We start from the raw sequence: 23673 nt of genomic DNA, 5'->3' as shown, positions 1-23673 counted from the left end.
AAGCGTGTCCGTGTGCGCAAGGTGCTTGGCAAACCGCGCGCCGGAAGGCTAGAAGGCCGGTCATGGGGACCAAAGAGGGTTGACTGAGATGAGGATGATTCTGGCGGTTGCCGCGGTGCTCTATTCAGCTTCCGCTTTCGCGCAAGCCGACAAGCCACCAATGATCGGGGACAAGCCGTTGGTGCAGGTCAAGCCCAAGGGCACCAAGGCAGGGACCAAGGAGGCTGCGGCCAAGCCGGCTGCGGCGCCGAAGGGCAAGCCGCAATCGATCGCGGCGCGGCTCCAGGCCTGCCTCGACCTCGATGATGGCACCAAAGACCGGCTCAATTGCTACGACGCCGTGATCGCGCCGACGCCGAAGCCCAAGCCGGCGAAGGCCAAGGGCTACGCCGATTGCCGTTTCTTCAAGGAAGAGGACGAGCGGCTGGCCTGCTTCAACGGCTTTGCCGAGAGCATTCCGAAGCTGCCAAAAACCTGAGGCCGTTAAGACCCGAAGGATCAGGAGCCGGACGGTTAGTCGCTGATCCGGCTCAGCACGGCCCTAAAGGCAACGCCCGGCAGTTGCAGTGCGGTACCTTCGAATTCCGCCGTGTCGCCATCCTCCCGGCCGGCGAGCGTCAGCGTGATCCGGTCAAGACCGAACAAGGCCTTGAAGCAAGGGTCGTCATTGTGGCGCTCGGTCGAGATCTTGACTCTGATGCTGTCGCCTTCGCCCGTGCAGCTGCCGATGAACGCGAAAACGGAATTGCCGCCGCGCATCTTGCCCTCGGTCACATAGACGACGCCGCAACCCGTGCCGTGAACCGTGTGGAAGTCGACCTTGTAGAGTCCCTGACGCACAGCATGTCCCCGCAGAATTCCAAATACGACTTGGCCGGCAAAGTATGATTGTTGCCAGTGGAAGCAATCCGGTCGGCCCCGGGACCGTCGGCCATCAACATCACATTTTGATCAAGGCTTGAGAGAGTTGCGGGCCGTGCAGCCAAATGCCGACGGGCGCAATATCGCTACCGGCTCGATGCGGATGGATTGATGGAGGCCACGCGCGTGAGCGCGAGTGATGGCGTCGCCGACATCTTCACCAGGACGTCCTTGAGCGGGTCCCGCGTCCACGCTCGCGTCACATAGTCGCGATGGGTAATGCCGTCCCCGGTTTCGACGAACACCACGCTGCCCGGACGCAAGGGGCCGTCCATGTCTTCGGAGACGGTGATGCCCTTCTGCCGCAGCGTGCTCATCAGTTCGCGGTCGCGCCGCGCGGTGTAGTGGGTGTAGGAGCTGACGAAGAAGCCGGAGCGGTGGCTCTCGATCCATGAGGCGAACTTGTCCATCTCGCCATAGACGGCGTCGAGCAACACGACGCCGCGGACACGGTCGCTGATGCCGCCAACCTCGAGGCTCCAGGCTGTCGGCAGGAAGCCGCCGCTGTAGCCGACGATCACGATCGGCATGTTGGCGAAGGCGCGGGCGCTGTTGGGATCGCCGGTGAGGCGGGCGAGATGGTTCGCAGACTCGTCGATGAAGCGCTTGAGGCCGCCGGCCTGCCAGAATTTTCCTGCGCTGGAATCGGCGGCATCGACCGCCATCTGCGGTGCGAGCAGGATGGCATTGGCGCCGGAATCGGTGACCTGCTGCGGCACCAGCTGGCGGTCGCGCACGTCGCGCTCGAGTGTCGCGCCGTTGCCGTGGAAGAACACCACGATCACGCCTGGCTTCCGCACGTCGAAATGTTCGGGCACGTGCATCAGGACGCGATTATCGTTGTAAGTCTCGTCCTGCCAGAATACGCGCCCGGAATAGCTGCGGTGGCCGCGGCGGTCGCCCTTGGAGATGTTGAGGAACGGCGCGTCGGAGGCGGGGTTGTTGCCGAAATAGGGGAAGGCTGACGACTTCATGCTGACGAGCGTCGTCAGGTCCTCGCGCGGCGGACGCTGGTATGGGGCCTGCGGCGCGAGCGAAGCGACCTTGTAGGGCGCCTGCTCCGGCTGCTGCTGCACGGCGCGCTTGGGTGAGAAGTCCGACATCTGCCGTTGCAGAAAACCCTCGCTCGCGGAGGGGAAGCGCTCCCTGAACTGGGGGGCCGGGAAGCGATCCTCGAACGAGTCGCTGCTTGCGACTTGCTGGTTTGTCTTCGCAACGACCTGCACGTTGGCTGGGACGTTGCCTTGGACGTTGGCCTGCGAGTTCGCCGCGAGCGCTGCCGGATTGGGTGCCTTGCCGCATTGAACCAGGGTCAGCGACAACGGCACCAAGACTGAGATCAGAGCGGTCCGAAGCGCACGACCGCGCGCGCCGGACGTGGTCCGGTCGGCGCGGATGTCAGCTCTCGGTTTCGGAACGGCCCCGACCATTCACCCATGACCCCAAGTCATGACCACAAGTCCATCGGCAATCATTAAGGCAATTGAGCCGATGGGCGTTTAGGCGACGTTAAGTGTCCGGAGAAACTTCCCCACATCCGGAACGCTCAAGGGGACCACGCAATCGTGTCCTGATTGTGGGGGACGGGAGCGGGATGTCCCGGTGTTTACGAAGCTTTATTGCCCGGATCGTGGATTAATGGTGCTAGAGTACCGAAGTGGCCCCGCCTCATTTAACCCTTGTTAACCCTGCTTGAATTGACTGGACCGAGCTGCACGATGCTTCCCACGAGGCGTGACGCCTGAGGTTGAGGACGGCGATGACGGCATCAGATGCGGGTACTGCACCCTGGACCGGCCGGCTGACCGGAAGCGGGTCGGGGGTCTCCGTTCTGGTTGCGACCGCCATCGTCGTGGCCGACATGATCGGGGTCGGCGTCTTCACCAGCCTCGGCTTCCAGGTCAAGGACATCCCCTCGGGCTTCTCGATCCTCCTGCTGTGGACCGTCGGCGGCATCGTCGCGCTGTGCGGGGTATTCTCCTACAGCGAGCTCGGCGCGATGTTTCCGCGCTCGAGCGGCGAATACAATTTTCTCGGCCGTGCCTATCATCCCGCCTTCGGCTTTCTCGCCGGCTGGGTGTCGGCAACGGTTGGTTTTGCAGCACCCGTCGCGCTCGCCGCGATGGCGTTCGGCGAATACGCCAAATCGGTGGTGCCCGGTGTGCCGCCGATCCCGCTTGCCATCGCCGTGGTGTGGCTGGTCTCGCTCGTGCAACTGACCGGCGTCAGGCACTCCTCGACCTTCCAGTTGATCTCGACCATCCTGAAGGTCGTGCTGATCGTTGCCTTCCTGGTTGCCGGCTTCATCGTCGGCGTGCCGCAGCCGATCGCCTTCACGCCGCAGGCCGGCGATCTCGCGCACATCGTCAGCGCGCCTTTCGCGATCGGGCTCGTGTTCGTGATGTATTCGTTCTCGGGCTGGAATGCCGCGACCTACATCATCGGCGAGATGAACATGCCGCAGCGGGACCTGCCGCGCGCGCTGCTCGCGGGCACGCTGATCGTGCTCGTGCTGTACGTCGCGCTGAATGCGGTGTTTCTCCATTCGACCCCGGTCGGCGCACTCGCGGGTCAGCTCGACGTCGCCAGCGTCGCCGGCAGCGCGATCTTCGGTAATCTCGGGGGCCGGATCGTAGGCGCGATGATCTGCTTCGGCCTGATCTCATCGATCAGCGCAATGATGTGGATCGGCCCGCGCGTGATGATGACGATGGGGGAGGACATTCCGGCACTGCGCGTGTTCTCGCAGAGATCGGTCCGCGGCGCGCCGGCCTATGCCATCCTGTTTCAGCTCGCCGTCGCCAATCTGCTGCTGTTCACCCGCAGTTTCGAGGCCGTGCTCGACTTCATCCAGTTCGCGCTCTTGTTCTGCTCGTTCTTCACGGTCGCCGGCGTCATCAAGCTGCGTATCACCGATCCCGATTTGCCGCGGCCCTATCGTGCCTGGGGATACCCGTTCACGCCGCTCGTTTTCCTGCTCGTGACCGCCTTCATGATGTACTATTTGTTGACCGAGCGGCCCGTGCAATCGCTGTCGGGGATGCTCGTCATGCTCTCGGGCCTGTTGATTTATGCTGTTTTCCGCAGGCGGCCGGTCGCCGCTGGCACTTCATCACATTGCGAATAGACATGTTTCGACCCATGAGAATTGCGGCCGTCGCTCTCGCCTTGTTGGCTGCGACCGTCTCGTCCGCACGTGCCGCCGAGGCGACCTTCGACGACACCGCGCGCTTCCTCGCGGGCATGCAGCCTTCGGCGGATTCGCCGCTGGTGCCGCTCACAAAGGACCCGGCTTGGCAGCGCCACGCAAAGTTCTTCGACGGCGCCTTCGCCCAGCTCGAGCAGCGCCAGCTCTCGAAGATCCGCAACTGGGCCGACGTCAATCTGGCGGCGCCCAGGCCGACCATGTTTTATTTGTTCAGCGGTCCCGACTTCCTCTACGCCAACGCCTTCTATCCCAAGGCCAGCACTTACGTGCTCGGCGCGCTGGAGCCGGTCGGTGCGGTGGCTGACCTGACGCGATTGCCGCGCGGCTCGGTCGGCGCCGCGCTCTACAATGTCGAGCGCTCACTCGGCTCGATCCTGAGTTTTTCCTTCTTCATCACCAAGCAAATGAAGGTCGACCTGCACACCAACCAGGTCAACGGCACCTTGCCGATCCTCTATGTTTTCCTCGTCCGCTCCGGCAAGACCATCCGCAATGTCGAGATGGTCGCACTCGACGACAAGGGCGGGATGCATGTCGGCAACGACAATCCAGGACCGAATGCGACGCGCGGTGCCCGCATCACCTTTGCAGGCCCCGACGGCGAGGCGCGCACGCTGTACTATTTCTCGACCGATCTCTCCAATTCGGGTGCACGCGCGGCAGGCTTCCTGAAGTTCTGCGAGACGCTCGGCCCCGGCAACAGCCTGATCAAGAGTGCGTCCTATCTGCTGCACTCCGGCAACTTCACCGTCGCGCGCGATTGGTTGCTGGCCAACAGCGCGACCATCGTCCAGGACGATTCCGGCATTCCGCTTTCGAGCTACAATTCGCGGCAATGGCGGTTCTTCCCGTTCGGCCGCTATCTCGGACCGATCGGCGAATTTCCCGGCCGTTATCAGGAGCGCTACGCCGCGCTGTTCACGCGCGCCCAGCCGATCGACTTCGGCGTCGGTTACCGCTGGCGGATGCACGAGTCGAACTTGCTGCTGTCGGTGAAGGTACCGGGAAGCGAGACGGCGCCGGGCGCGGAGACCACCTCGTCCGCCGAGCCGCCGCCGAAACCGCCGCGTCCGAAGCGGCCACGTCCGCCCGAGCCGGTCCCGCCGCCGCCCGGACGCTTTTTCTGGTCCCGCTGACTACCAGTGCACGCTCTGGCTCGGCACGATGAACGCCGTCGTACTGGGCGGCGTGGCAGTGCTCGTCGCCAGATACCAGCCCGAGCCGACGACGAGCACAAGCAGGCCGATGATAGCGAGCATGTCGAGGGTTCTGGGATCGTGGCCTCGCGAACCAGCCCGCGAATCCCGCCCAGACCTGAAGTGAAAATGAGGGCTGATTTTCCAGCGCATTGTTGTTTCCTCCCGCAGGAGCATCACATCAATGCGAGGAAAGAGTTTCGGTTCCATTCAAGGCAGCGACGGGTGAGGCGCCGCATCATGCTCAGGGTGCGTTGACGCCGCGCCAGCGGCCGTAGCGCCAAGGCAGATACCAGCGCGAAGCTTGCGGTGTGGTGAGGGGCACGTTGTCGATGCCCGAGGTGCCGAAAGGGTTGCAACGGAGCAGGCGCGCCAGCGTCATCCAGCCGCCGGCCCACAGCCCGAATCTTTCGATCGCCTCGTCGCCATAGACCGAGCAGGTCGGCAGGTGCCGGCAATTGTAGCCAACCAGCGGCGAGAGCGTGTGGCGGTAGAGCCAGATCAGCGCGCGGCCGAATCTGCGTGGAAGCCGGCGCGCGCCCGCGACGGGATTGGAACAATGCTCGCAAGTTGATCGCTTCATGGGCGCTTTGCTGAGATCGTGGGCGAGGTTCTGCGCGGTTCCGGTGCAGGGAACTGTAAGCTGTTGTTTGTACGTCATATTTTGCGTGCTTTTTGGGAGCAGTGCAGCAAGTGCCTATGGACGAGCTGTATTCCCACGGATACCATTTTTGTGACGTTCATGTGAGACTCATTGGAACGTCGGAGCGGGGCTTGGCTGAGTCGGCTCGCCGTAAAGCTTGGGCTAAAGCTTGGGACTTGGGGAAGGGACCAGTTTGAAACTTCTGAAGGCGCTCAAACTTCGCGGCTGGTTGCTGGTGGGAACCACTGCTTGTGGAGTCGTGCTGGCTGGCGCCGTCGCGACGCTCGGGTCGTCGGCCCGGGCCGGTGTTGCCCTCGAAGAGCGCAAGCTGCCAATGAAGTTCGGCTGGGTCGCCTGCGAGCCGAATTGCCGCGGGTGGGTCAGCGCGGTCGGCATCATCACGGCCGATACGCCGAGGGACTTCGAAGATTTTTCCCGCGGACGCCAGCTCGGCGGCGCCACCGTGGTGCTCGATTCCAGCGGTGGTTCCGTCAACGACGCCATCACGCTCGGCCGGCGCTTCCGCAATCTCGGACTTCTGACCACGGTCGGCATCAGCCTTCAGAACCGTAGTGGGCAGTCGGCCCGTCCGGCGGTCGCGCCTGAGGCCTATTGCGAATCCATGTGCGTGTTCCTGTTGCTGGCCGGCAAGAAGCGCTACGTGCCGGAAGCGGCCCATGTCCGGGTCCACCAGATCTGGATGGGCGATCGCGCCGACGATGCCAAGGCAGCGAGCTACAGCGCGCAGGACCTGATGATCGTGGAGCGCGACATCGGCCGGCTCGCCAAATACACGTTCGACATGGGCGGTGCCGGCGATCTGCTGTCGCTCGCGCTCAGCGTCCCGCCTTGGGAAGATTTGCGCGAGCTCGATGCAGGCGAGCTCAAGCTCACAAATCTCGTGACGACGGATCTCGTGGCCGACGTGCTGCCGCATGTCGACATCTCCGCGCCGGCAATGGCGGAGCTTGCACCGAAGACCCAGGCAAGGTTCGGTGCAGAACCGGAGCAGCCCGCCAAGTCGACCAAGACGGCGGAAGCTCTGGTGCCGACGGGCGGCGTCGCCACGCCGGTTGCGGCGGCGCAGAAGTAGCCTCGAATTTCTGTTTCATTTCCCGGGCCCACCGACGAGCCCGGATCAGCCTCCGGACTCAGCCTTGCGCCGCAGCCGGCTGCTTCGCTTTCGCCTCGATCTGGCCGATGGCATCGACCACGGCATCGAAGGTCAGGAGCGTCGAGGCGTGGCGCGCCTTGTAGTCGCGGACCGGCTCGAGGAACTTGATCTCTGCCCATTTGCCTTCAGGAGGCGCGCCGTTCTCCTTCAGCATCTTGCGAACAGTTTCGCGTAACTCACGGAGTTCGCTCGCAGTCGATCCGACGATCTGACTTGCCATGATGGATGAAGAAGCTTGTCCCAGCGCGCAGGCCTTCACGTCGTGGGCGAAGTCGGTGACCTTGTCGCCCTCCATCTTGAGGTCGATCTTGACGGTCGAGCCGCACAGCTTGGAGTGGGCGGTGGCGGTGGCATCGGGATCCGACAACCGTCCGAGCCGCGGAATATTCCCGGCCAGTTCGATGATCCGCTTGTTATAAATGTCGTTCAGCATGTGATGGAGTCCAGCAGGATCGGCCTTGGCGTGCGCCGTCCACGGCCCTATATAGGGTCGGAACTGGCGGAAAAACAGTCCAGCGCTGCAGCAGTGGTGTGATCCAGAACCGTGCTGCCGGCGTTAATTCGAAGACCTTTTCGCCGAAACTGTTCTCTCAGGCGTCCGGCGGCTCGCCGCCCCGTCTGCCGGTGACACTCCGGCCGCAAGGCCGTCGAACGGAGTAGACATGGACGCTACCATCAAATCCATCCGCCCCAACAAGCCCTCCGACCGGCAGCCCGATGGCCGTCCGGCGGAGCTTGATCCTTCCGAATTCCTCGCCGCCGCCGTCCGCGCCGACCAGCCGCGCCCGGCGCGCGCCGAGGCCGAGCAGGCGGTGAAGACACTGCTCGCCTATATCGGCGAGAACACCAACCGCGAGGGCTTGCTCGACACGCCGCGCCGCGTGGTCGAGGCTTTCGACGAACTCTATCAGGGCTACCACCAGTGCCCGGCCGAGGTACTCGATCGCACCTTCGGCGAGACCGCCGGCTATGATGATTTCGTCCTTGTGCGCGACATCGAGTTCACCTCGCAATGCGAGCATCACATGATGCCGTTCTACGGCAAGGCGCACATCGCCTATACGCCGGTGGAACGCGTGGTCGGCCTGTCGAAGCTTGCGCGCCTCACCGACATCTTCGCCCGCCGGCTCCAGACCCAGGAGCACATGACCGCGCAGATCGCGGCGGCGATCGACGAGATCCTCAAGCCGCGCGGCGTTGCCGTGCTGATCGAGGCCGAGCATACCTGCATGTCGGTGCGCGGCGTCGCCAAGCATGGCGCCTCCACCTTCACCAGCCGCTTCACCGGCATGTTCCGCGACAATCCGGCGGAGCAAGCTCGTTTTCTGTCCCTGGTGCGAGGCCTGCAGCGCTGACCTCGCGAATAGACCGGCGAGGGCATTGTGTCCGCTCACTCCCATGAAACCGAGGAAGGTCTCGCCTTCCTTCCCAGGTTCGACGTGGCTGGGCTCGTGACCGTCGTCGCGACCGACGTCGCCACCGGCGACGTGCTGATGGTCGCGCACATGAACGACGAGGCGCTGCGCAAGACCATTGCGACCGGCGAGGCCTGGTACTTCAGCCGCTCGCGCAAGGCCTTGTGGCGAAAAGGTGAGACCTCGGGTCAGACCCAGCGCGTGGTCGAGATCCGCACCGATTGCGATCAGGATGCAATCTGGCTCCGCGTCGAGCAGATCGGCGCGGGATGTCACACCGGCCGCCGGTCCTGCTTCTACCGCAAGGTCGAGGCCGAAGACGGCAGCGCCAGGCTCCTCTTCGTCGATGCGGACAGGCTGTTCGATCCAGACGCGGTGTACAAGAAGTAGTCCTGCCGTCACGCGCAGGGCGGAGCTGGCGATCCGAATTAACCCCGCATTAACCATACCTGTCCCACGGTGAGACGACAGGGCGCTGAATTGCCGGCGCACTCAACGCCGTGCGGTGCGGGCACTTCATCATGTCGGTCGACAATTCCAGTGCCTCTCAGACGGCGGTTCTCGATCCGTCGCGGGCACGCGTCGCCGGTGCGATCAAGCAGGCCTCGAACGTCGCTGGCGTCAGCTTCCAATACATGCTGACCACCGCCAAGATGGAATCTGATTTCGATCCCACGGCCGGGGCGACGACGTCATCGGCGCACGGGCTCTACCAGTTCATCGACCAGACCTGGCTCGGCACGGTGAAGGAAGCGGGCACCCAGCTCGGCTATGGCAATTATTCCGACGCCATCACCAGGACGTCGTCAGGCTCCTACACCGTCGATGATCCCGCGATGAAGCGGTCGATCATGAAGCTGCGTGACGATCCGGAGGCCGCCTCCAGCATGGCGGCCGCGCTGACGCAGTCGAACAGCTTCAAGCTCACCGGCCTGCTCGGCCGCAGGCCGTCCGACAGCGAACTCTACATGGCGCATTTCATGGGCGTCGGCGGCGCCGCGAAACTGATCGCGAATGCCGAGGACAATCCGCAAGCGGTCGGCGCGCGGTTGTTTCCCAACGCGGCCTCCGCCAATCGCTCGATCTTCTACGCCAAGGACGGCCGCGCGCGCAGCGTCTCGGAGGTCTATTCGGTGCTGGATGCGCGCTACGCCGGCGCGGCAAATTCGAAAACCACCCGCAGCGCGATGGCGATGTATGGCGGCACGCCGTCGACCACGCAGGTCGCGAGTGCCAATGGCGTACAACCTGCCGCGCCGCTGATCGACAATGCCGCGTATCTCCAGACCTTTCCGAACACACGCGCGGTGACGCCGGTCAGCGCGACAGCGCCAATGACGGTCGCGGACAATGCACCGAGCACGCCGGTGTTTCGCTCGATCTATCAGCCTGGCGACACCACCCAGCCGGTTTCGACGACCGTGCAGAAATTGTGGGGCAACAATGCCTCGCTCACCTCGGTCGCACCCGCGACCACGGTCGCACCAGCGACCTCGGCCGCATCGGCGACGCCCGACGTCCGGCCGCCGCAGCCTCTTGATCTCTTCAGCGATCGCAGCGGCACGTTCTCAAGCTAATTCGCGCGCCCGCGTCTCGGATACGTCGTAGCGTGAACGCTGCGAGCAGGTCCCAGCGCGTCCACAGGCGCCTTTGTTTCCTTAACAAAACGTCAATAAAACCAGCCAGTTATGGTGAACGCTTTGTTAAGCGTCGTGGTTTATTTTGTGTTGCAGGTGACAAGCCGTCACCGCTTCGTCTTCGTTGCGTAAGCCGGAAGCACCATGATTGTTCGGCAGTTCATCAATTGGATCAGGACGGCGCCCGCTGGCGAGCGGGCCGAGGCGACGCGGGCGCTGGCCCGGGCCTGGCTGATCTCAGACCTTTCCCATGACGACCGTATTGCCGCTGAAGGCGCGCTTCTGATGCTGCTCGACGATCCCTCGCCGCTGGTGCGGCAGGCGATGGCCGAGGCGTTTGCGCGCGGCACCGAGGCGCCGGCGTCGATCGTGCGGGCGCTGTCGGCGGACCAGCCGACCGTCGCGCTGCCCGTGCTCGAACATTCTCCGCTGCTGATCGACGCCGATCTCGTCGACATCGTCGCGACCGGCAACGACGAGGTGCAGTGCGCGGTCGCGCGCCGCATCGCGCTGCCGGTATCGGTCTGCGCCGCCATTGCCGAAGTCGGCTGCGCGGCGGCAGCGCTCGAGCTGATCGAAAATCCTCATGCCGAGCTTGCGCCATTCTCCTGGGATCGCATCGTCGAGCGTCACGGCCATCTCGCCGCGATCCGCGAGGCGATGCTGGTGCTGGAGGATCTGCCGTCCGCCACGCGCGCTGCGCTGGTGGCAAAACTCTCGGAGACGCTGGCTCAATTCGTCGTGGCCCGGAACTGGCTGAGTGCCGACCGCGCCGAGCGGATCGCGACCGAGGCGCGCGACCGCTCCACCATGAATATCGCGGCGCGCTCACGCGGCGAAGACATGGAAGGTCTTGTTCGGCACCTGCGCGTCACCGGCCAGCTCACAGCGGGTCTCATTCTGCGCGCGCTGCTGTCGAGCAATCTCGACCTGTTCGATGCGGCGCTGGCTGAGCTCGCCGAGCTGCCGCTGGCGCGCGTGTCCGCGCTGCTGCACGATCGCGGCGGCAATAGCCTGCAGGCGCTGCTCCGCCGCGCAGGGCTTCCCGAGGCGACGTTTGCAGCCTTCCAGGTCGCGCTCGATGCCTGCCACGAGCAAGGCTTCGTCGACAGCGACGACAATGCGGCGCGGCTGCGCCGCCGCATGGTCGAGCGCGTGCTCACCCATTGCGAGACCGACCGCGGCGCGACCGAGCCGCTGATGGTCCTGCTGCGCCGCTTCGCCACCGAGTCCGCGCGCGAAGAGGCAAGGCTGTTCTGCGACGAGCTGGTCGCGGAGGAGATGGTTGATCCTGTCTATGACGATCTGATCGCGGCCTAATTCGATATCCGAGATAGGGCAGGTCGAAACCGCAATGCGCTGGTGGCGGAGTGATTGCCCCAGCTCGCATTGCGAGCGAAGCGAAGCAATCCAGGCCTGCGGCGAGCGCAGCGAAGCAATCCAGAATCCGTGCCGCGGAAATAGCTGGATTGCTTCGCTGCGCTCGCAATGACGGTGATTGCTTCGCTGCGCTCGCAATGACAAGAGGAGAGAGGCGAGCCCTTACCCCGCCGGCGCGATGCTCGGCGCCAGGATCACCTCGAGATGCTCGGGGCGATCGCGGTTGGCGTCGGCGAGATAGTCGTCGGCGACCTTGCGCAGGCGCCGGCTGAGCTCGGCGGAGACGCTGATGCTGTCGAGCTTGGTGTTCTCGTGCACGATGGCGAGGATGGCGTTGATGTGGTGCGTGAACAGCTCGGCCGGCACCTTTTCCAGATCGGGCGCGTGCTCGATGACACGGCACAGGCTCTCGGCTACGCCCGCCGCCGCCGGATAGCCGAAGGTCGCGGCATCGCCCTTGATGTCGTGCGCGGCGCGAAACAACTCGTCGCGCCTGTCCTTGGTGAAGCCGTCGTGCCGGATGGCGACGTAGGCGGCCGACAGCCGGTTGATCTCGGTCGCCATCCAGTCCTTGAACTCCCCGGCGAGGCCCGCGAGCGCCTGCTCGGCGCGGCCGACCGGATCGTCCATGTCCTTGTCTTCGACGCGGCGCAGGACCGACCGCAGCGGGTTGGGCTGCGTGATGATTTGATGCGTGGCGAAGGCCGTGATCTCGATGTCTCTTGCGCTGTTCTTCGCCATGATATTCGGCCTCGATCGTGAGAGACGTTGCGCTAGATGGAGGAGCGGGCCTTGTCGAGCAGCGAGGGCTGCTGCAGCACCTCGTGCTTTTCGCCGACGCGGCGCTCGGGACCCATATAGGCGGAGGTGATGTTGCGGCGCCGGTCCGGGCCGAAATAGGTCTTGGTCTTGATGAAGGGTCGGGGACTGGCGACCACGTTGAGGATGCGCTGGTAGAGCCCCTTGGCCGAGATCGGCTTGGCCAGGAATTCGGTGACGCCGGCATCGCGCGCCACTGTGACGCGGCGCTTCTCGGAATGGCCGGTCAGCATGATGATCGGCGCGTAAGGATTGCCCTTGGATTCCGGCTGCCGGATCATCTGCGCCAGCTCGAGCCCGTCGAAGATCGGCATCGCCCAGTCGGTGATGACGATGTCGGGCACGTAATGGCTGTACATTTCCAGCGCCGTGGCGCCGTCCTCGGCCTCGTAGACTTCACGCGCGCCAAAGGAATGCAGCAGCGTCCGCAGGATGCGGCGCATGTGCGGATTGTCGTCGCAGACGAGGAAACGCAGCTTGTTGAAATCGATGCGGAACATGGAGCCCGGGCCGGAGCGGTCAACTTTCGTTAACCATATCTCGCCGGGGGTTAATGAAGGGTTGCGATCGGCAGTCCGGCGAGGCGGCTCAGGAGCCGAACTGTTCGCGCAGAATGCGCTCTTCCAGGCTGTGACCGGGGTCGAACAGCATGCGCATTGAGATGGTCCTGTCGGACAGCACCTCGACGCGGCGAACATCGCGCACCTCGTCGTGGTCGGCGACCGCGGCCACGGGGCGCTTGTCGCCCTCCAGCACCTCGATCACGACATAAGCCGTGTTCGGCAGCAGCGCGCCGCGCCAGCGTCGCGGGCGGAAGGCGCTGATCGGCGTCAGCGCCAGCAGCGCGGCATTGATCGGCAGGATCGGCCCCTGGGCGGACAGATTGTAGGCGGTCGAGCCGGCCGGCGTTGCCACCATGATGCCGTCGGCGATCAGCTCGGACATGCGCTCGCGCTCGTCGATCAGGATCCGCAGGCGCGCCGCCTGATAGGTCTGCCGGAACAGGGCGACCTCGTTGATGGCGTGATGCAGGTGAACGCGGTCGTTGGCGTCGGTCGCGCGCATCAGGAGCGGGTGGATCTCGGATTCCTGCGCGGCCTCGAGACGGGCCCGAAGATCGACCGTCGAGTACTCGTTCATCAGGAAGCCGACGGTGCCGCGGTGCATGCCGTAGATCGGTTTACCCGTGTGCATGTGCTGATGCAGCGTCTGGAGCATGAGCCCGTCGCCGCCGAGTGCGACCACGATGTCGGCGTCCTTCGGGTCGCAATTGCCGAAGTCTCTGGTGAGCTGGCCGAAGGCGGCTTGCGCCTCGCTGCTCGGGCTGGCGACGAAGGCGATCCGGTCGTATCGCGCTGGCTTGGTCATGGCTTCCGGGCAGGGCCGCTGGCTGGAGAAAGTTCCGCCGGGCTCGTCTAACGATCTCGACCCCGATTGTCGAGGATGACCGCCCTTCACACCAGATCGGCAACTGCCGATTCCGATTTGAGCACCAAACCGGCTTGATTTGTGCCCAACCGGGCTCTTCAGGCGCCGCTGGAGCCTTGATCCCCCAAACCGTCGCAATTCCGCGCTAGCCTTGCGGTCCGCACCGGTGGGCGTCGCCGAGCAGGGAGAACGATCATGGCCACGAATATGCCGGCGCTCCGCCGCGCGACCCTGGTGCTGGCGGTATCGGCATTCGCGCTCGCAGGATTTGCGCGCGCCGACGATCCGCCGCAGCCGCGCGCCGAGGCGGCGGCAGCGGCCGGACAGAAGGGCGGTCGCGGCGGCGCACAAAGCGCGTCGCAGAATGCATCGTCATCCGCCGAGCCGCACCGTCTTCCATCGGATTCGACCACGAAGCAGACGCTCGATCTTCCCGGCCGCACGCTTAATTTCGCAGCGACCGCCGGATCGATCCGCGTGTTCGACGGCAAGGGCGAGCCGGTGGCGGACATCGCCTATACATCCTATGAGCTCGACGGCGCCGACCGGGCGACGCGCCCCGTGACGTTTCTGTTCAATGGCGGACCCGGTGCGTCGTCGGCATGGCTCCAGTTCGGCGCAGCGGGGCCGTGGCGGCTGCCGCTCGATGGCGAAGCCCTGTCGCCGTCCGCCTCGCCCGAGGTGAAGCCGAACGCGGAGACCTGGCTCGATTTCACCGATCTCGTCTTTATCGATCCCGTCAGCACTGGCTATAGCCGGTTCGTCGCGACCGGCGATGACGCGCGCAAATCGTTCTACTCCGTTGACGGTGACGTCAATTCGATCGCGCTCGTGATCCGCCGCTGGCTCGAGAAGCACGACCGGCTGACCTCGCCGAAATACGTCGCCGGCGAAAGCTATGGCGGCATTCGCGGGCCGAAGGTAGTGCGCCAGTTGCAGCTCCAGCACGGCGTCGGCGTCAGGGGATTGATCCTGGTGTCGCCGCTCCTGGACTTCCGCGAGTTCACCGGCACCAGCCTCCTGCAATATGTCGCGACGCTGCCGAGCTATGTCGCGGTGACGCGCGAGGCGAAAGGCCCGGTCAAGCGCGCCGATCTCGCCGACGTCGAGGCTTACGCGCGCGGCGAATTCCTGGCCGACCTCGTCAAGGGCGAGGCGGACAAGGAGGCGACCAATCGTCTTGCCGACAAGGTCGCCGAGCTCACCGGCATCGACCAGGCGGTGAGCCGCCGGCTTGCCGGCCGCTTCGACGTCGGCGAATTCCGCCGAGAATTCGACCGCAAGAACGGCAAGGTGACGGGGCGCTACGATGGCTCGGTACGCGGCTTCGATCCCTATCCGGATTCGAGCAGCTCGCGGTTCGGTGATCCCTCCGGCGATGCGCTGCAGGCGCCGCTGACGAGTGCTGCGGTTGACCTGTTGACACACAAGCTCAACTGGCGGCCCGATGGCTCCTATGAAGTGTTGAACGGCGCCGTCGAAGGGCACTGGGATTTCGGCCGCGGCATCAACCCGCCGCAGTCGGTCTCCGAGCTGCGCCAGATCCTCGCCACGGATGCGAAGCTGAACGTGCTGGTCGCGCACGGACTGTTCGATCTCGCCACGCCCTATTTCGGATCGAAGCGGGTGCTCGACCAGTTGCCGGCCTTCGCAACACAGCGTGTCAAGTTCGTGGTCTATCCCGGCGGCCACATGTTCTATTCGCGCGACGGCTCGCGACAGGCGCTTCGGAGCGAGGTCGAGACGCTCATGCGGGAGTAGGCGGCCGCTTGCGCGGCTTGTATCTCCGCGCGATCTCGCGCGCCACGACGGCCGCAGGCTTGATATTGGCGCCCGCAATCCAGATGTCGCTGACCTTGCCACGCTTGTTGCGGACGCGGCGCACCGGCTCGCCATGGCTTGAGTAGCCGGCGGCCCAGGCGAGCTTGCCGGTATCGCGGCCGGTGACCTCGATCTCGGCGGCGTCCATGAACGGGTTGTTGAACTGGGGATTGGCGACCAGCACGCGGTTGCCGAGCGGCACAAGGTCGTTCGCGCCCCAGATCGTCCACCAGCGGCCGGTCCAGTCGCGCACGCGCCGGTCGGGTGCACCACGGCTCTGGAAGACGCGCAGGATCTGCATCGCGCCGTCCATCCAGAACGGCGCCGCGCCGTCGATGGAGTTGCTGAGGATGCTGATCGCGAGCTCGCAAGCCGGGATGGAGCAGGTCCTGGAGATGTAACCTTGAAAGCCGCCACCATGGCCGAACCAATCCCAGCCGTCGGTTTTGCCGGCGTTGACGCCGAGGCCGTAATAGGCCTCGAAGCTTTGCGGCACGCGCCAATGGTTTCGCGTCATCTCGCGGCGGCTCGCGACCGATAACATGCTCTTTTTCGCATTGGGCGCGAGCTGCGCGTAGAAGCGGGCGGTATCGGCGGCGGTCGCGATGAAGCCGGCGGCGGAGGCCATCGCGTGCGCGGGATTGTCGCCGGGGATCACGCATCGCTCCCCATACGGCAGCTTGCGGGTGTGGCCGCGCGCGAACGACGCGCCCTTGGGAAGCGGGGCGTCCGGCTCGGTCTCGCGCAGGTACGCGGGTTCGATGATCTCGCGCTTGATCCAGGTGCGGTAAGGCTCCTTGGTCACGGCTTCGATGACGAGACCGATCAGCCCAAAGCCGTGGTTGGAATATTTGAAGCGTGTGCCCGGTTCGATGGCGGTCGGCAGCTTCAATTCCGCGAGCAGCTCGCTCGCGTCGAGATAGGGACGGTTGTCGATGAACTGGCCGGAATCGGCGCCGTCGCGCGTCAGTCCTGCGCTGTGCGAGAGCACTTGCGCAATCGTCGTTTCGGCGACGCGCGGATGCAGGCCGGCGACATATTGGCCGATGGGATCGTCGAGCCGGAGCTTGCGCTGCTCGCGCAGCTTCATGATGCCGGCCGAGGTAAAGCTCTTCGAGTGCGAGGCGATGCGGAAGCGGTGGCGCGGGGTGAGCCTCTCCCCGGTGTCGAGATTGGCGAGGCCGAACGCGTGCTCGGCGACGATTTCGCCGCGATGGGCGAATGCGACGATCACGCCCGGCTGCTGGATTGTGGTGTGCTGGAATTCGATCCAGGAGCCGATGTAGTCGATTGCGGATCGCAGCCAATTGTCCATTGCGCACCGATTTACCAGGAGAGTGTTTGATGCAAGAGGCTAGCCGAGAACGCAGAACGGGCACAACCCTGAGGTTGTGCCCGTTCGTCCCATTCGGAGATGCGATGTTCTTAATAGACGAGGGTCGCTCCGGTCGGCTTGTCGAGCGCGGTGGCGAGCGAACGATATTCGGAGCTGTCGGTGCCGGCGAGCGAGGCGAGCTTGTTCAGGTGATACTGGGCCTGCTCGCGGTTGCCCTGCTCGAGCTGCCAGAGGCCGTAATACTGCCAGGTGCGGACGTGGTTCGGATCGTCCTTCAGCGCCAGCTCGTAATAGACCTTCGACGACTGGTAGTCGCCGAGCTTGCGATAGGAGTAGCCGATCAGATTGGCGACGTCGGCGACGTCGTCGCGCTTGAGCGACTTCAGCTGGCCGATCGCGCCAGTGTAGTCGTGATTGTCGTAGATCGTGGTGTAGGCGGTGCGATAGGCAGCAAGGAATTTCGGATCGTTGACGGAGGAGCTCTTCTTCTTGCCCTTTTTGGTCGAGGTGTCCGAGGCCGGCGGCGACGAGGGGGTGTCGCCACCTGCGGCATAGGCGCTGGTCAGAGCCGGCCCGGCCGCCAATGTCATGGCGACAAGTCCCGGCACAAGAAGCGTTGAGAGTTTTCGCATCTAAGTTCTCCCGTATGGAACGTGGCGATCCTACACGATTGCCCAAAGACGGAACACCCATCAGGCAAAAACATTCCCGGCATCCTGGTCTATTCGCCCTGCGGGCAGATGACAAACTTGTCATCCAGATGAACGGGAGCCTGCGGCGGGCTTCAGATTGGGTTCAGTGCGCGTCCCCTAGGCTCCAGCCTACGATCAAAGGGTTGGCGAGAGGGCGCCCGCCTCAAGATCCTTCCAAGAGGAGACCAACCATGTTGAAGACCATTTCCGCAGCCTTGCTTGCAGCTTCCGTGATCGCAGCCCCGGCCTTCGCAGCCGAGACCGGCAAGACCACCACGACCACGCCGGTGATCAAGGCGGACCAGGCCCAGACCAAGGTGTCCACCACCGCCGCGAAACCCGACGCCGGCCTCAAGGCCGATGCCAAGACTTCGGATGTCAAGGCTTCGGACGTCAAGGCCGACGCCAAGGTGGATGCCAAGTCGAAGGCGATGAACGCCAACGCCGCGGTCACGCCGGACGCGCACAAGACCGTGCGCACGCATCGCCACCACCACAAGCATCTGTCCGCGAAGAAGTCGCTGACGACGCAGCCGGACGTGACCAAGCCGGCGACGATGGAGAAGCGCAGCTAACGACTGATCCTGCGCGGCGGCGTTCTAGCATTGCCCAGCCGCCGCGTGAGGAATTCAGGCCCGGCCCGTTCGTCACGCCTTGCGCGAAAGCTCGAGGTGCTGGCGGCGGGCCGGTACGCTGAAGCCCGCGAGCAACGTCCCAGGTTTGGCGGCCGCAAACAAAACCTCGAAAACAACCCCATGCACAGTAGCCGGTGGTAGATAAATCAATGGTTTGATCGGTGGCTCATCTGCGGATTTTACGAAGCCGTTTGACTCGTCGGGCAAAACACCTGTAGACATGCATCATTGCAACCTTGGGGCTGGAACGTCTCCGAGACTGATCGAGCGGAGAGCGTAAGCGGTGCGGCGACTAGCGGAACGCGCAGTGAGCTTGGCGTTGATGCTGGCACTGCCGCTGGCGCTCACGGGATGCTTCGGCAGCGACGGTGACCGTCCGACCCTGATGGACGGGACCCAGGCCGGAGGTCCACAACCGTTCCCGGATAATTTCCGCGGCGACACGCTGGCCTTGATGCGCAGCTATCTGAACAACCCCGTCGGCGTGCGTGACGCCAGCATGGCCGAGCCGGTGCAGCGCGAAGTCGGCGGTCGGCAGTTCTACGTCAGCTGCCTGCATTTCACCCCACGCGAGACCGACGGCACCTACAAGGCCATGAGGGAACGCGCCGTGATTTTCGTCAACGGCCGGGCGGACCGCGTCGTCGATCGCGCCAGCGAGCTGTGCGCGGGCGCGGTTTACGTACCCTTTCCAGAACTTGAAAAGATGACGCGGTAGCGCAAAGCCCACCTTCATCGCTTGGTGATAGGACAGAGCCCGCCGGAGCTGCCGGATCACATTTCGGGGAGCTTTGAACGGAGTGGTTTCGGGTTGCGACTAATCGTTATGGCAGGTTCTGTTTTCCAGCGGAAAAAAACCGTCGGTATGAGCCTGCGGGACGGAACAAAATCCCGCTGTTGCCGCTCCGTCACAGTAACGAACGATCAACGTTCCGGCATCGCCGCGAAGCAACCCAATTCACGCCACGTTGTTTCCTGAGTGTCGAATTTGAAAGAACGGGGATGATCATGAAAAGGATTTTGCTGGGTGCAGTTGCCCTGCTTGCGCTGGCCGCGCCGGCTGCCGCAGCCGACATGCAGGCGCGCACCTACACCAAGGCTCCGGCCTACACGCCGCCGCAGGTGATCTACAACTGGACCGGCTTCTACATCGGCGGCCATGTCGGCGGCGCCTTTGCCGGCGACAGCAGCTTCCAGTCGAGCGACGCGCGCTTCCTCGGCGGTGTCCAGGGCGGCTTCGACTACCAGTTCGCGCCCAATTGGGTCATGGGTATCGAGGCGCAGTATTCCTGGCTGCCGACCAACAACGGCGGTGCCACGTTCCCGCTGGGCACGCAGGTGACCTCGAATACCGACCAACTCGGCTCGGTGACCGGTCGTATCGGCTACACCTGGGGACCGGCGCTGCTTTACGCCAAGGGCGGTTATGCCTGGCGCAATGGCGGTCTTGGCGTGAATGTCGCCGGCGTGCCGCAGCCCTTCACCGCGACCGGGAACAGCAAGGACGGCTACACTGTCGGCGCTGGCCTCGAATACATGTTCGCGCCGAACTGGTCGGCCAAGGCCGAGTACCAGTACTACAACTTCGGCAGCACGACGATCACCTCCGGTCCGGCTGACGTCGTGGGCGTCCGCGGCCGGGAGGACGAGCATACCGTCAAGGTCGGCGTGAACTATCGCTTCGGCTGGGGCGGTCCGGCAGCCTCGCGCTACTGACGCGCCACCAACGATCACGATCTGACAAAGGCCGGCTCCCCCGCCGGCCTTTCGTTTGCCGGGCTCTGGTTGCCAGCCTTCTGTTTGCATTGCGTCAACCATCTGGCGCGTCATTTGCAAGCAAACGTTTTGGCGCGCGCTTTCTCACGCGCGTCATGGAGCTCGGGTAAAGCAAAAATAATTTTTGCAGCTTAGGGAACTCGCGCGCCGGAACGCGTTATATGAGAATTACCGGGCTGGTGGGACGACGGACATGCGTATCTTGGTGTCGGCTGTGGTGCTCTCGTGCTTCGTCAGTTTGCCGTGCGCTGCCCAAACAATCCTCAAATCCGAGCCTCTGATGCTGGCACCCTACGAGGTGGCCTTCGTCAAGGATGCCTCGTGCTCCTCCGGCAAGGTGCTGAAGGTCACCGGCGCGATCCGTGGGCTGCATCGCCGGAAGGCCTGCGTGGCTCTGGCGGGCGAGCAGGCCTCGCTCGCGACCGCGACGCCCTGAGCTTTTCCTGAGCTCCAGCTTCCCACCTTTGATCCGTCTTCAGGAATTCAGCTCGAGCTCCATCCTCGCCTGGCGATCGGCCTCGGCCTTGTTCCGGGCCGGGTCCTCGCCCTGTGCGGCCCGGCACGGCTTGATCTCGTAATCGTTGTCGAGCACCCGGCGTGGCCCGGGGCGGTTGTCATCCGCGGTTACGTCCACAACGAGGCCACTTCGCTGCGCGAGCCTCCAGACGTCGGACTCATCAGGATAGGCCTTGCTGATCTGGGCGTCGTTGCAGAACAGGGCGTAGGGCATTCTTCCCGCTCCCGGAAAGCGCGTTAACGACTTTGCGGGGGAGGGGTTCCGATTGCCGGTCGATCACGCGGCCGTGATCGGGGTCGCCGGGGCCTGAGTCCTTAACGAGTCCTGAATCCCGAAAAAAAGAATCCCCGGGACTCATTTGGCGGAATCAGGGGATGTTTTCGGCCATGACGACCGACCTTAAAACCTCCTGCGGGCACATGCTGCTGCCCCTCACGCTGGCCCTGTTCGGCGCCTGCGCGGCCAATCTCTGGCTGGTGTGGTCCTGGCTGTAGCCCTTGACGGGAGGCCCCGGCTCTACTTTTCAGCCGGTGGTCGGGGGGAGGCGTCGCGAATGGCGGCGCGCAGTTTGGTCAGGGTGGCCGCGCAATACTCCTCGCGCTCGCGCTCGAACCGCTCCTGATGCTTGCGGAAATTGGCGATGCGGGCCTGCATCTCGGTGCGGACGTCGTGGCTCGCCGCGCGCTGCGATGGGAGAGGCAAGGGTTGGGGCGGAAGTGGCTTGCTCTCGACGGCGGTGTTGACGGGGACGATCTGCACTGACGCGGCCACTGTCGCCATCGGGATCTCCGGTGGATGCAAGTCATCCTTTTTGCCGGTTACCGATTGGACAAAGGCCATTGTCTGCGCGATCAGCGCGTCGCGTTCCGTGATCCACTTCATGGTGCCCCCCTGTCGGGGGCATTCCAGCAAAGCTGGCCGGCCGAATCAAGAAGGTGTTGGGTGGGGGATTGCTTATTTTTCCCGGCCGCCCGACAGTGGGGAATGGATGTCAAAGCAGACCATTCAGCCGAAGCCGAGGGCTTGAGGCTCGTCCGCGCGTTCCTGTCGCTGCCGCCCGACAAACGGGCGGAGGTGATCGCGTTCGTTGAGGAGTTGGCCCGCGCCAAACGCCGTCCCGAGGAGGGCGCCGACGTCTCGCCGGGGTGAGGGCTAGCGCTCCCGCGGATTGAGGTTGGGCTCGAACGGAGCCCCGACCACCCGAACCGGCGTCGGAGCGGTCACATCGATCATTGCCCGTTGGGCCTGCTGCTTTGCCGGAGCCGGTTCGAACAGCGCAATTGCTCCAGCCAAGGCGCTACAGCACAGCGTCACCGTCGCCAGCAGAAACATGTTTCGGTTTTCTTCCCTGATCCGCATGGGCCGACAACGGACGACGCCACCGACCGGTTCCGGTTTTCCAAGCCCGGCTCACACCCCGGAATAGGCTGAAGCTTACACCAAGCTTACGGCGGAAGCCCAAATAGTTAGTTTTCCGTAAGACTACCCGGAACATTTGGCATCAAATCTTAACGTCAGCTGGTTCCAATGCACGGTGCTGGGAATATGCATCGGCAGAAAATCACTGGGGCGGCTGCAATGAGCGTTTTGAACAATCTAAAAATCGTGTGGAAGGTCGCGCTGATCGTCGCCGTGATGGGCTTTGCCATGGTCGCCGTCGCGGGCTTCGGCACGCGCGAGCTCTCGGCAACGGTCGACGGCTTCGCCGAGCTTTCCGCAGCACAATCCTCAGCGCTCAACCTGACGCGGGCCCAACGCCGCGCAGAGACCTATCATGCCGCGCTCTATGCGGTCTTCACCGAGGCGACGGAGGCGGGCAACGCCAACCGTCTCAAGACCGCGACCCAGAACCGCGATGAAATCCGCCAATACCTCGAGGCAGCCGAGCAGGACGATCCCGCGCGCGCGAGCCAGATCAAGAGCATCGGCGACCAGTTGAAAGCCGTGTTCGCCGGCTGCGATCCGGTGCTGAAGGCAGGCTCACTCGCAAGCAGCCCGGAAGAGAACGCCAAGGCATCCGAACGCGCGCACAAGGAGTGCGACCCGGTGATGGATGCGGCCCTGGGGCGCATTGCCCAGTTCGTGGGCGAGACCGCACAGGCGGTCGCCAAGCGCAAGGACGCCATCAACCGCGATGCCAGATCCGCGACCTGGACCGTGATCGGCGTCAGCGCCGGCGGCCTGATCCTGGGGATCGCGATTGCGCTGTTCATCGGCCTTAATGCGATGTCACGGCCGATTGCCCGCCTCAAGCTCGCCATGGAGGGCCTTGCCCGCAACGATCTCAAGACCGAGGTGCCTGAGACGGACCGGCGCGACGAGATCGGCGACATGGCCAGGACGGTCGAAATCTTCAAAACCAACGGGATCGAGGTCGAGCGCCTCAAGGCTTCGCAGGTCGAAGTGGAGAAGCAGGCCTCCGATCAGCGCAAGCGCGATATGGTCAACCTTGCCGACGGCTTTGAGCGCGCGGTCGGCGAGATCATCGAGACAGTAGGCTCGGCGTCCACCGAGCTCGAAGCGTCGTCCTCGACGTTGGCCACCACCGCGCAGCGTGCGCAGGAGCTCACCTCGGTCGTCGCGGTCGCCTCGGGTGAAGCCACCAGCAACGTGCAGTCGGTTGCGACCGCCACGGAGGAGCTGTCCTCCTCGGTCAACGAGATCAGCCGCCAGGTGCAGGAATCCGCACGGATGGCTGGCGAGGCCGTCACCCAGGCCCGCACCACGACGGTGCGCGTCAGCGAGCTCTCGGTTGCGGCGACGCGCATCGGCGACGTCGTCGAGCTGATCAACACCATTGCCGGCCAGACCAACCTCCTGGCGCTCAACGCCACGATCGAGGCGGCACGTGCCGGCGAGGCCGGCCGCGGCTTCGCGGTCGTCGCCGCCGAGGTGAAGACGCTGGCCGAGCAGACGGCCAAGGCGACCGGCGAGATCAGCCAGCAGATTTCCGGCATCCAGACCGCGACCCAGGAATCCGTCAACGCGATCCGCGACATCTCCACGACGATCGAGCGGCTCTCGGAGGTGTCGTCGACCATTGCCGCAGCCGTCGAGGAGCAGGGCGCCGCGACC

Annotated in this window: 29 protein-coding genes; 15 read left to right on the top strand and 14 right to left on the bottom strand. The window is 64.3% G+C overall.

Annotated elements, in window-relative coordinates:
• Positions 1-88 precede the first annotated feature (88 nt).
• The gene (locus tag IVB47_RS00595; protein WP_027567818.1) at positions 89-478 is read left to right on the top strand and encodes a hypothetical protein; all 390 of its coding nucleotides are present in this window, start codon (positions 89-91) and stop codon (positions 476-478) included.
• Between the two features lie 35 nt (positions 479-513).
• Here IVB47_RS00595 and IVB47_RS00590 read toward each other — a convergent pair whose 3' ends face one another.
• Together IVB47_RS00590 and IVB47_RS00585 are read right to left on the bottom strand one after the other, a co-directional pair.
• Positions 514-840, bottom strand: a complete 327-nt coding sequence (locus IVB47_RS00590) for a hypothetical protein (RefSeq protein ID WP_247459318.1) — start codon at positions 838-840, stop codon at positions 514-516.
• Positions 841-1007: 167 nt separating this feature from the next.
• Positions 1008-2351, bottom strand: a complete 1344-nt coding sequence (locus IVB47_RS00585) for an alpha/beta hydrolase (RefSeq protein WP_247459315.1) — start codon at positions 2349-2351, stop codon at positions 1008-1010.
• Between the two features lie 329 nt (positions 2352-2680).
• On the opposite strand from IVB47_RS00585, the gene IVB47_RS00580 reads away from it, so the two are divergent.
• Both IVB47_RS00580 and IVB47_RS00575 read left to right on the top strand, forming a co-directional pair.
• Complete coding sequence (locus tag IVB47_RS00580) at positions 2681-4048, top strand: amino acid permease (protein WP_247459312.1); 1368 nt, start codon at positions 2681-2683, stop codon at positions 4046-4048.
• Between the two features lie 2 nt (positions 4049-4050).
• Positions 4051-5265 (top strand): hypothetical protein, encoded by a 1215-nt coding sequence (locus tag IVB47_RS00575; protein WP_247459311.1) that lies wholly within the window; start codon positions 4051-4053, stop codon positions 5263-5265.
• Here the strand turns inward: IVB47_RS00575 and IVB47_RS00570 are convergent, their stop codons facing one another.
• On the bottom strand, positions 5266-5478 hold the full coding sequence (locus IVB47_RS00570; protein ID WP_247362168.1) for a hypothetical protein: 213 nt from the start codon (positions 5476-5478) through the stop codon (positions 5266-5268). It lies immediately after the preceding gene.
• 91 nt (positions 5479-5569) lie between these two features.
• Positions 5570-5908, bottom strand: coding sequence for a membrane protein insertion efficiency factor YidD (yidD, locus tag IVB47_RS00565; RefSeq protein ID WP_247459309.1), 339 nt, complete (start codon positions 5906-5908; stop codon positions 5570-5572).
• A gap of 253 nt (positions 5909-6161) precedes the next feature.
• On the opposite strand from yidD, the gene IVB47_RS00560 reads away from it, so the two are divergent.
• Positions 6162-7061 (top strand): hypothetical protein, encoded by a 900-nt coding sequence (locus tag IVB47_RS00560; RefSeq protein ID WP_247459307.1) that lies wholly within the window; start codon positions 6162-6164, stop codon positions 7059-7061.
• Between the two features lie 58 nt (positions 7062-7119).
• Here the strand turns inward: IVB47_RS00560 and IVB47_RS00555 are convergent, their stop codons facing one another.
• Positions 7120-7575, bottom strand: a complete 456-nt coding sequence (locus tag IVB47_RS00555; protein ID WP_247459305.1) for an iron-sulfur cluster assembly scaffold protein — start codon at positions 7573-7575, stop codon at positions 7120-7122.
• Positions 7576-7804: 229 nt separating this feature from the next.
• Here IVB47_RS00555 and folE point away from each other — a divergent pair, with 229 nt between their 5' ends.
• From folE to IVB47_RS00535, 4 genes are all read left to right on the top strand, one after another.
• Positions 7805-8497, top strand: a complete 693-nt coding sequence (gene folE, locus IVB47_RS00550; protein WP_247287114.1) for a GTP cyclohydrolase I FolE — start codon at positions 7805-7807, stop codon at positions 8495-8497.
• A gap of 27 nt (positions 8498-8524) precedes the next feature.
• Positions 8525-8947, top strand: a complete 423-nt coding sequence (gene hisI / locus IVB47_RS00545; protein ID WP_247459303.1) for a phosphoribosyl-AMP cyclohydrolase — start codon at positions 8525-8527, stop codon at positions 8945-8947.
• 89 nt (positions 8948-9036) lie between these two features.
• Positions 9037-10134: a lytic transglycosylase domain-containing protein gene (locus IVB47_RS00540; protein WP_247459535.1), complete on the top strand. Its 1098-nt coding sequence runs from the start codon at positions 9037-9039 to the stop codon at positions 10132-10134.
• A gap of 204 nt (positions 10135-10338) precedes the next feature.
• Positions 10339-11514 carry a DUF2336 domain-containing protein gene (locus IVB47_RS00535; RefSeq protein ID WP_247459301.1) on the top strand — a complete coding sequence of 392 codons (1176 nt, stop codon included), beginning with the start codon at positions 10339-10341 and terminating at the stop codon, positions 11512-11514.
• Between the two features lie 222 nt (positions 11515-11736).
• Here IVB47_RS00535 and IVB47_RS00530 read toward each other — a convergent pair whose 3' ends face one another.
• The 3 genes from IVB47_RS00530 to IVB47_RS00520 form a co-directional block, all read right to left on the bottom strand.
• The gene (locus IVB47_RS00530; RefSeq protein WP_027518674.1) at positions 11737-12315 is read right to left on the bottom strand and encodes an Hpt domain-containing protein; all 579 of its coding nucleotides are present in this window, start codon (positions 12313-12315) and stop codon (positions 11737-11739) included.
• Between the two features lie 32 nt (positions 12316-12347).
• Positions 12348-12893: a response regulator gene (locus IVB47_RS00525; protein ID WP_027567831.1), complete on the bottom strand. Its 546-nt coding sequence runs from the start codon at positions 12891-12893 to the stop codon at positions 12348-12350.
• 88 nt (positions 12894-12981) lie between these two features.
• Positions 12982-13761: an NAD kinase gene (locus IVB47_RS00520; protein ID WP_007602648.1), complete on the bottom strand. Its 780-nt coding sequence runs from the start codon at positions 13759-13761 to the stop codon at positions 12982-12984.
• A gap of 255 nt (positions 13762-14016) precedes the next feature.
• Here IVB47_RS00520 and IVB47_RS00515 point away from each other — a divergent pair, with 255 nt between their 5' ends.
• Positions 14017-15582, top strand: coding sequence for a peptidase S10 (locus tag IVB47_RS00515; protein ID WP_247459298.1), 1566 nt, complete (start codon positions 14017-14019; stop codon positions 15580-15582).
• Here IVB47_RS00515 and IVB47_RS00510 read toward each other — a convergent pair.
• Entirely contained in the window at positions 15569-16957 is a 1389-nt protein-coding gene (locus tag IVB47_RS00510) for a serine hydrolase domain-containing protein (protein ID WP_247459296.1), read from the bottom strand. The two genes, IVB47_RS00515 and IVB47_RS00510, sit on opposite strands and share 14 nt — an antisense overlap.
• 110 nt (positions 16958-17067) lie before the next feature.
• Complete coding sequence (locus tag IVB47_RS00505) at positions 17068-17610, bottom strand: tetratricopeptide repeat protein (RefSeq protein ID WP_027568442.1); 543 nt, start codon at positions 17608-17610, stop codon at positions 17068-17070.
• Positions 17611-17861: 251 nt separating this feature from the next.
• On the opposite strand from IVB47_RS00505, the gene IVB47_RS00500 reads away from it, so the two are divergent.
• A complete protein-coding gene (locus tag IVB47_RS00500; protein WP_247459294.1) occupies positions 17862-18245 on the top strand; it encodes a hypothetical protein in 384 nt (127 codons plus the stop codon).
• Positions 18246-18317: 72 nt separating this feature from the next.
• On the opposite strand, the gene IVB47_RS00495 is transcribed toward IVB47_RS00500, so the two are convergent.
• Positions 18318-18527 (bottom strand): hypothetical protein, encoded by a 210-nt coding sequence (locus tag IVB47_RS00495; protein WP_247437747.1) that lies wholly within the window; start codon positions 18525-18527, stop codon positions 18318-18320.
• A 100-nt stretch (positions 18528-18627) separates the two neighbouring features.
• On the opposite strand from IVB47_RS00495, the gene IVB47_RS00490 reads away from it, so the two are divergent.
• The 3 genes from IVB47_RS00490 to IVB47_RS35495 all read left to right on the top strand — a co-directional run bounded on the left by IVB47_RS00490 (position 18628) and on the right by IVB47_RS35495 (position 20517).
• Positions 18628-19023: a hypothetical protein gene (locus IVB47_RS00490; RefSeq protein WP_035961651.1), complete on the top strand. Its 396-nt coding sequence runs from the start codon at positions 18628-18630 to the stop codon at positions 19021-19023.
• A gap of 290 nt (positions 19024-19313) precedes the next feature.
• Positions 19314-20021: an outer membrane protein gene (locus IVB47_RS00485; RefSeq protein WP_247287101.1), complete on the top strand. Its 708-nt coding sequence runs from the start codon at positions 19314-19316 to the stop codon at positions 20019-20021.
• Between the two features lie 253 nt (positions 20022-20274).
• Positions 20275-20517, top strand: coding sequence for a hypothetical protein (locus IVB47_RS35495; protein WP_018455389.1), 243 nt, complete (start codon positions 20275-20277; stop codon positions 20515-20517).
• Positions 20518-20556: 39 nt separating this feature from the next.
• Here the strand turns inward: IVB47_RS35495 and IVB47_RS00475 are convergent, their stop codons facing one another.
• Together IVB47_RS00475 and IVB47_RS00470 are read right to left on the bottom strand one after the other, a co-directional pair.
• Positions 20557-20811 carry a hypothetical protein gene (locus tag IVB47_RS00475; protein ID WP_018455390.1) on the bottom strand — a complete coding sequence of 85 codons (255 nt, stop codon included), beginning with the start codon at positions 20809-20811 and terminating at the stop codon, positions 20557-20559.
• Positions 20812-21114: 303 nt separating this feature from the next.
• Positions 21115-21480 carry a hypothetical protein gene (locus IVB47_RS00470; RefSeq protein WP_247287097.1) on the bottom strand — a complete coding sequence of 122 codons (366 nt, stop codon included), beginning with the start codon at positions 21478-21480 and terminating at the stop codon, positions 21115-21117.
• Positions 21481-21582: 102 nt separating this feature from the next.
• On the opposite strand from IVB47_RS00470, the gene IVB47_RS00465 reads away from it, so the two are divergent.
• Complete coding sequence (locus IVB47_RS00465; protein ID WP_197031174.1) at positions 21583-21747, top strand: hypothetical protein; 165 nt, start codon at positions 21583-21585, stop codon at positions 21745-21747.
• Positions 21748-21750: 3 nt separating this feature from the next.
• On the opposite strand, the gene IVB47_RS00460 is transcribed toward IVB47_RS00465, so the two are convergent.
• Positions 21751-21930: a hypothetical protein gene (locus IVB47_RS00460; RefSeq protein ID WP_027568437.1), complete on the bottom strand. Its 180-nt coding sequence runs from the start codon at positions 21928-21930 to the stop codon at positions 21751-21753.
• A 246-nt stretch (positions 21931-22176) separates the two neighbouring features.
• Here IVB47_RS00460 and IVB47_RS00455 point away from each other — a divergent pair.
• On the top strand, positions 22177-23673 hold a 1497-nt coding region (locus IVB47_RS00455), incomplete at its 3' end, for a HAMP domain-containing methyl-accepting chemotaxis protein (protein ID WP_247459292.1).

Origin of the sequence: Bradyrhizobium sp. 62, assembly GCF_023073035.1 — a bacterium.
Taxonomy (GTDB): domain Bacteria; phylum Pseudomonadota; class Alphaproteobacteria; order Rhizobiales; family Xanthobacteraceae; genus Bradyrhizobium.
Note: the sequence above shows the minus strand (reverse complement) of the source record. Positions and strands in the feature narration are given on the sequence as shown.

What these genes read in the sequence shown, in the direction of transcription:
- IVB47_RS00595 (WP_027567818.1), top strand. Translation starts at nt 89, where the DNA reads ATGAGGATGATTCTGGCGGTTGCCGCGGTGCTCTATTCAGCTTCCGCT.
- IVB47_RS00585 (WP_247459315.1), bottom strand. Translation starts at nt 2,351, where the DNA reads ATGGTCGGGGCCGTTCCGAAACCGAGAGCTGACATCCGCGCCGACCGG.
- IVB47_RS00580 (WP_247459312.1), top strand. Translation starts at nt 2,681, where the DNA reads ATGACGGCATCAGATGCGGGTACTGCACCCTGGACCGGCCGGCTGACC.
- IVB47_RS00575 (WP_247459311.1), top strand. Translation starts at nt 4,051, where the DNA reads ATGTTTCGACCCATGAGAATTGCGGCCGTCGCTCTCGCCTTGTTGGCT.
- IVB47_RS00570 (WP_247362168.1), bottom strand. Translation starts at nt 5,478, where the DNA reads ATGCGCTGGAAAATCAGCCCTCATTTTCACTTCAGGTCTGGGCGGGAT.
- yidD (WP_247459309.1), bottom strand. Translation starts at nt 5,908, where the DNA reads ATGAAGCGATCAACTTGCGAGCATTGTTCCAATCCCGTCGCGGGCGCG.
- IVB47_RS00555 (WP_247459305.1), bottom strand. Translation starts at nt 7,575, where the DNA reads ATGCTGAACGACATTTATAACAAGCGGATCATCGAACTGGCCGGGAAT.
- folE (WP_247287114.1), top strand. Translation starts at nt 7,805, where the DNA reads ATGGACGCTACCATCAAATCCATCCGCCCCAACAAGCCCTCCGACCGG.
- IVB47_RS00535 (WP_247459301.1), top strand. Translation starts at nt 10,339, where the DNA reads ATGATTGTTCGGCAGTTCATCAATTGGATCAGGACGGCGCCCGCTGGC.
- IVB47_RS00530 (WP_027518674.1), bottom strand. Translation starts at nt 12,315, where the DNA reads ATGGCGAAGAACAGCGCAAGAGACATCGAGATCACGGCCTTCGCCACG.
- IVB47_RS00525 (WP_027567831.1), bottom strand. Translation starts at nt 12,893, where the DNA reads ATGTTCCGCATCGATTTCAACAAGCTGCGTTTCCTCGTCTGCGACGAC.
- IVB47_RS00520 (WP_007602648.1), bottom strand. Translation starts at nt 13,761, where the DNA reads ATGACCAAGCCAGCGCGATACGACCGGATCGCCTTCGTCGCCAGCCCG.
- IVB47_RS00515 (WP_247459298.1), top strand. Translation starts at nt 14,017, where the DNA reads ATGGCCACGAATATGCCGGCGCTCCGCCGCGCGACCCTGGTGCTGGCG.
- IVB47_RS00510 (WP_247459296.1), bottom strand. Translation starts at nt 16,957, where the DNA reads ATGGACAATTGGCTGCGATCCGCAATCGACTACATCGGCTCCTGGATC.
- IVB47_RS00505 (WP_027568442.1), bottom strand. Translation starts at nt 17,610, where the DNA reads ATGCGAAAACTCTCAACGCTTCTTGTGCCGGGACTTGTCGCCATGACA.
- IVB47_RS00500 (WP_247459294.1), top strand. Translation starts at nt 17,862, where the DNA reads ATGTTGAAGACCATTTCCGCAGCCTTGCTTGCAGCTTCCGTGATCGCA.
- IVB47_RS00495 (WP_247437747.1), bottom strand. Translation starts at nt 18,527, where the DNA reads ATGTCTACAGGTGTTTTGCCCGACGAGTCAAACGGCTTCGTAAAATCC.
- IVB47_RS00490 (WP_035961651.1), top strand. Translation starts at nt 18,628, where the DNA reads ATGCTGGCACTGCCGCTGGCGCTCACGGGATGCTTCGGCAGCGACGGT.
- IVB47_RS00485 (WP_247287101.1), top strand. Translation starts at nt 19,314, where the DNA reads ATGAAAAGGATTTTGCTGGGTGCAGTTGCCCTGCTTGCGCTGGCCGCG.
- IVB47_RS35495 (WP_018455389.1), top strand. Translation starts at nt 20,275, where the DNA reads ATGCGTATCTTGGTGTCGGCTGTGGTGCTCTCGTGCTTCGTCAGTTTG.
- IVB47_RS00475 (WP_018455390.1), bottom strand. Translation starts at nt 20,811, where the DNA reads ATGCCCTACGCCCTGTTCTGCAACGACGCCCAGATCAGCAAGGCCTAT.
- IVB47_RS00470 (WP_247287097.1), bottom strand. Translation starts at nt 21,480, where the DNA reads ATGAAGTGGATCACGGAACGCGACGCGCTGATCGCGCAGACAATGGCC.
- IVB47_RS00465 (WP_197031174.1), top strand. Translation starts at nt 21,583, where the DNA reads ATGGATGTCAAAGCAGACCATTCAGCCGAAGCCGAGGGCTTGAGGCTC.
- IVB47_RS00460 (WP_027568437.1), bottom strand. Translation starts at nt 21,930, where the DNA reads ATGTTTCTGCTGGCGACGGTGACGCTGTGCTGTAGCGCCTTGGCTGGA.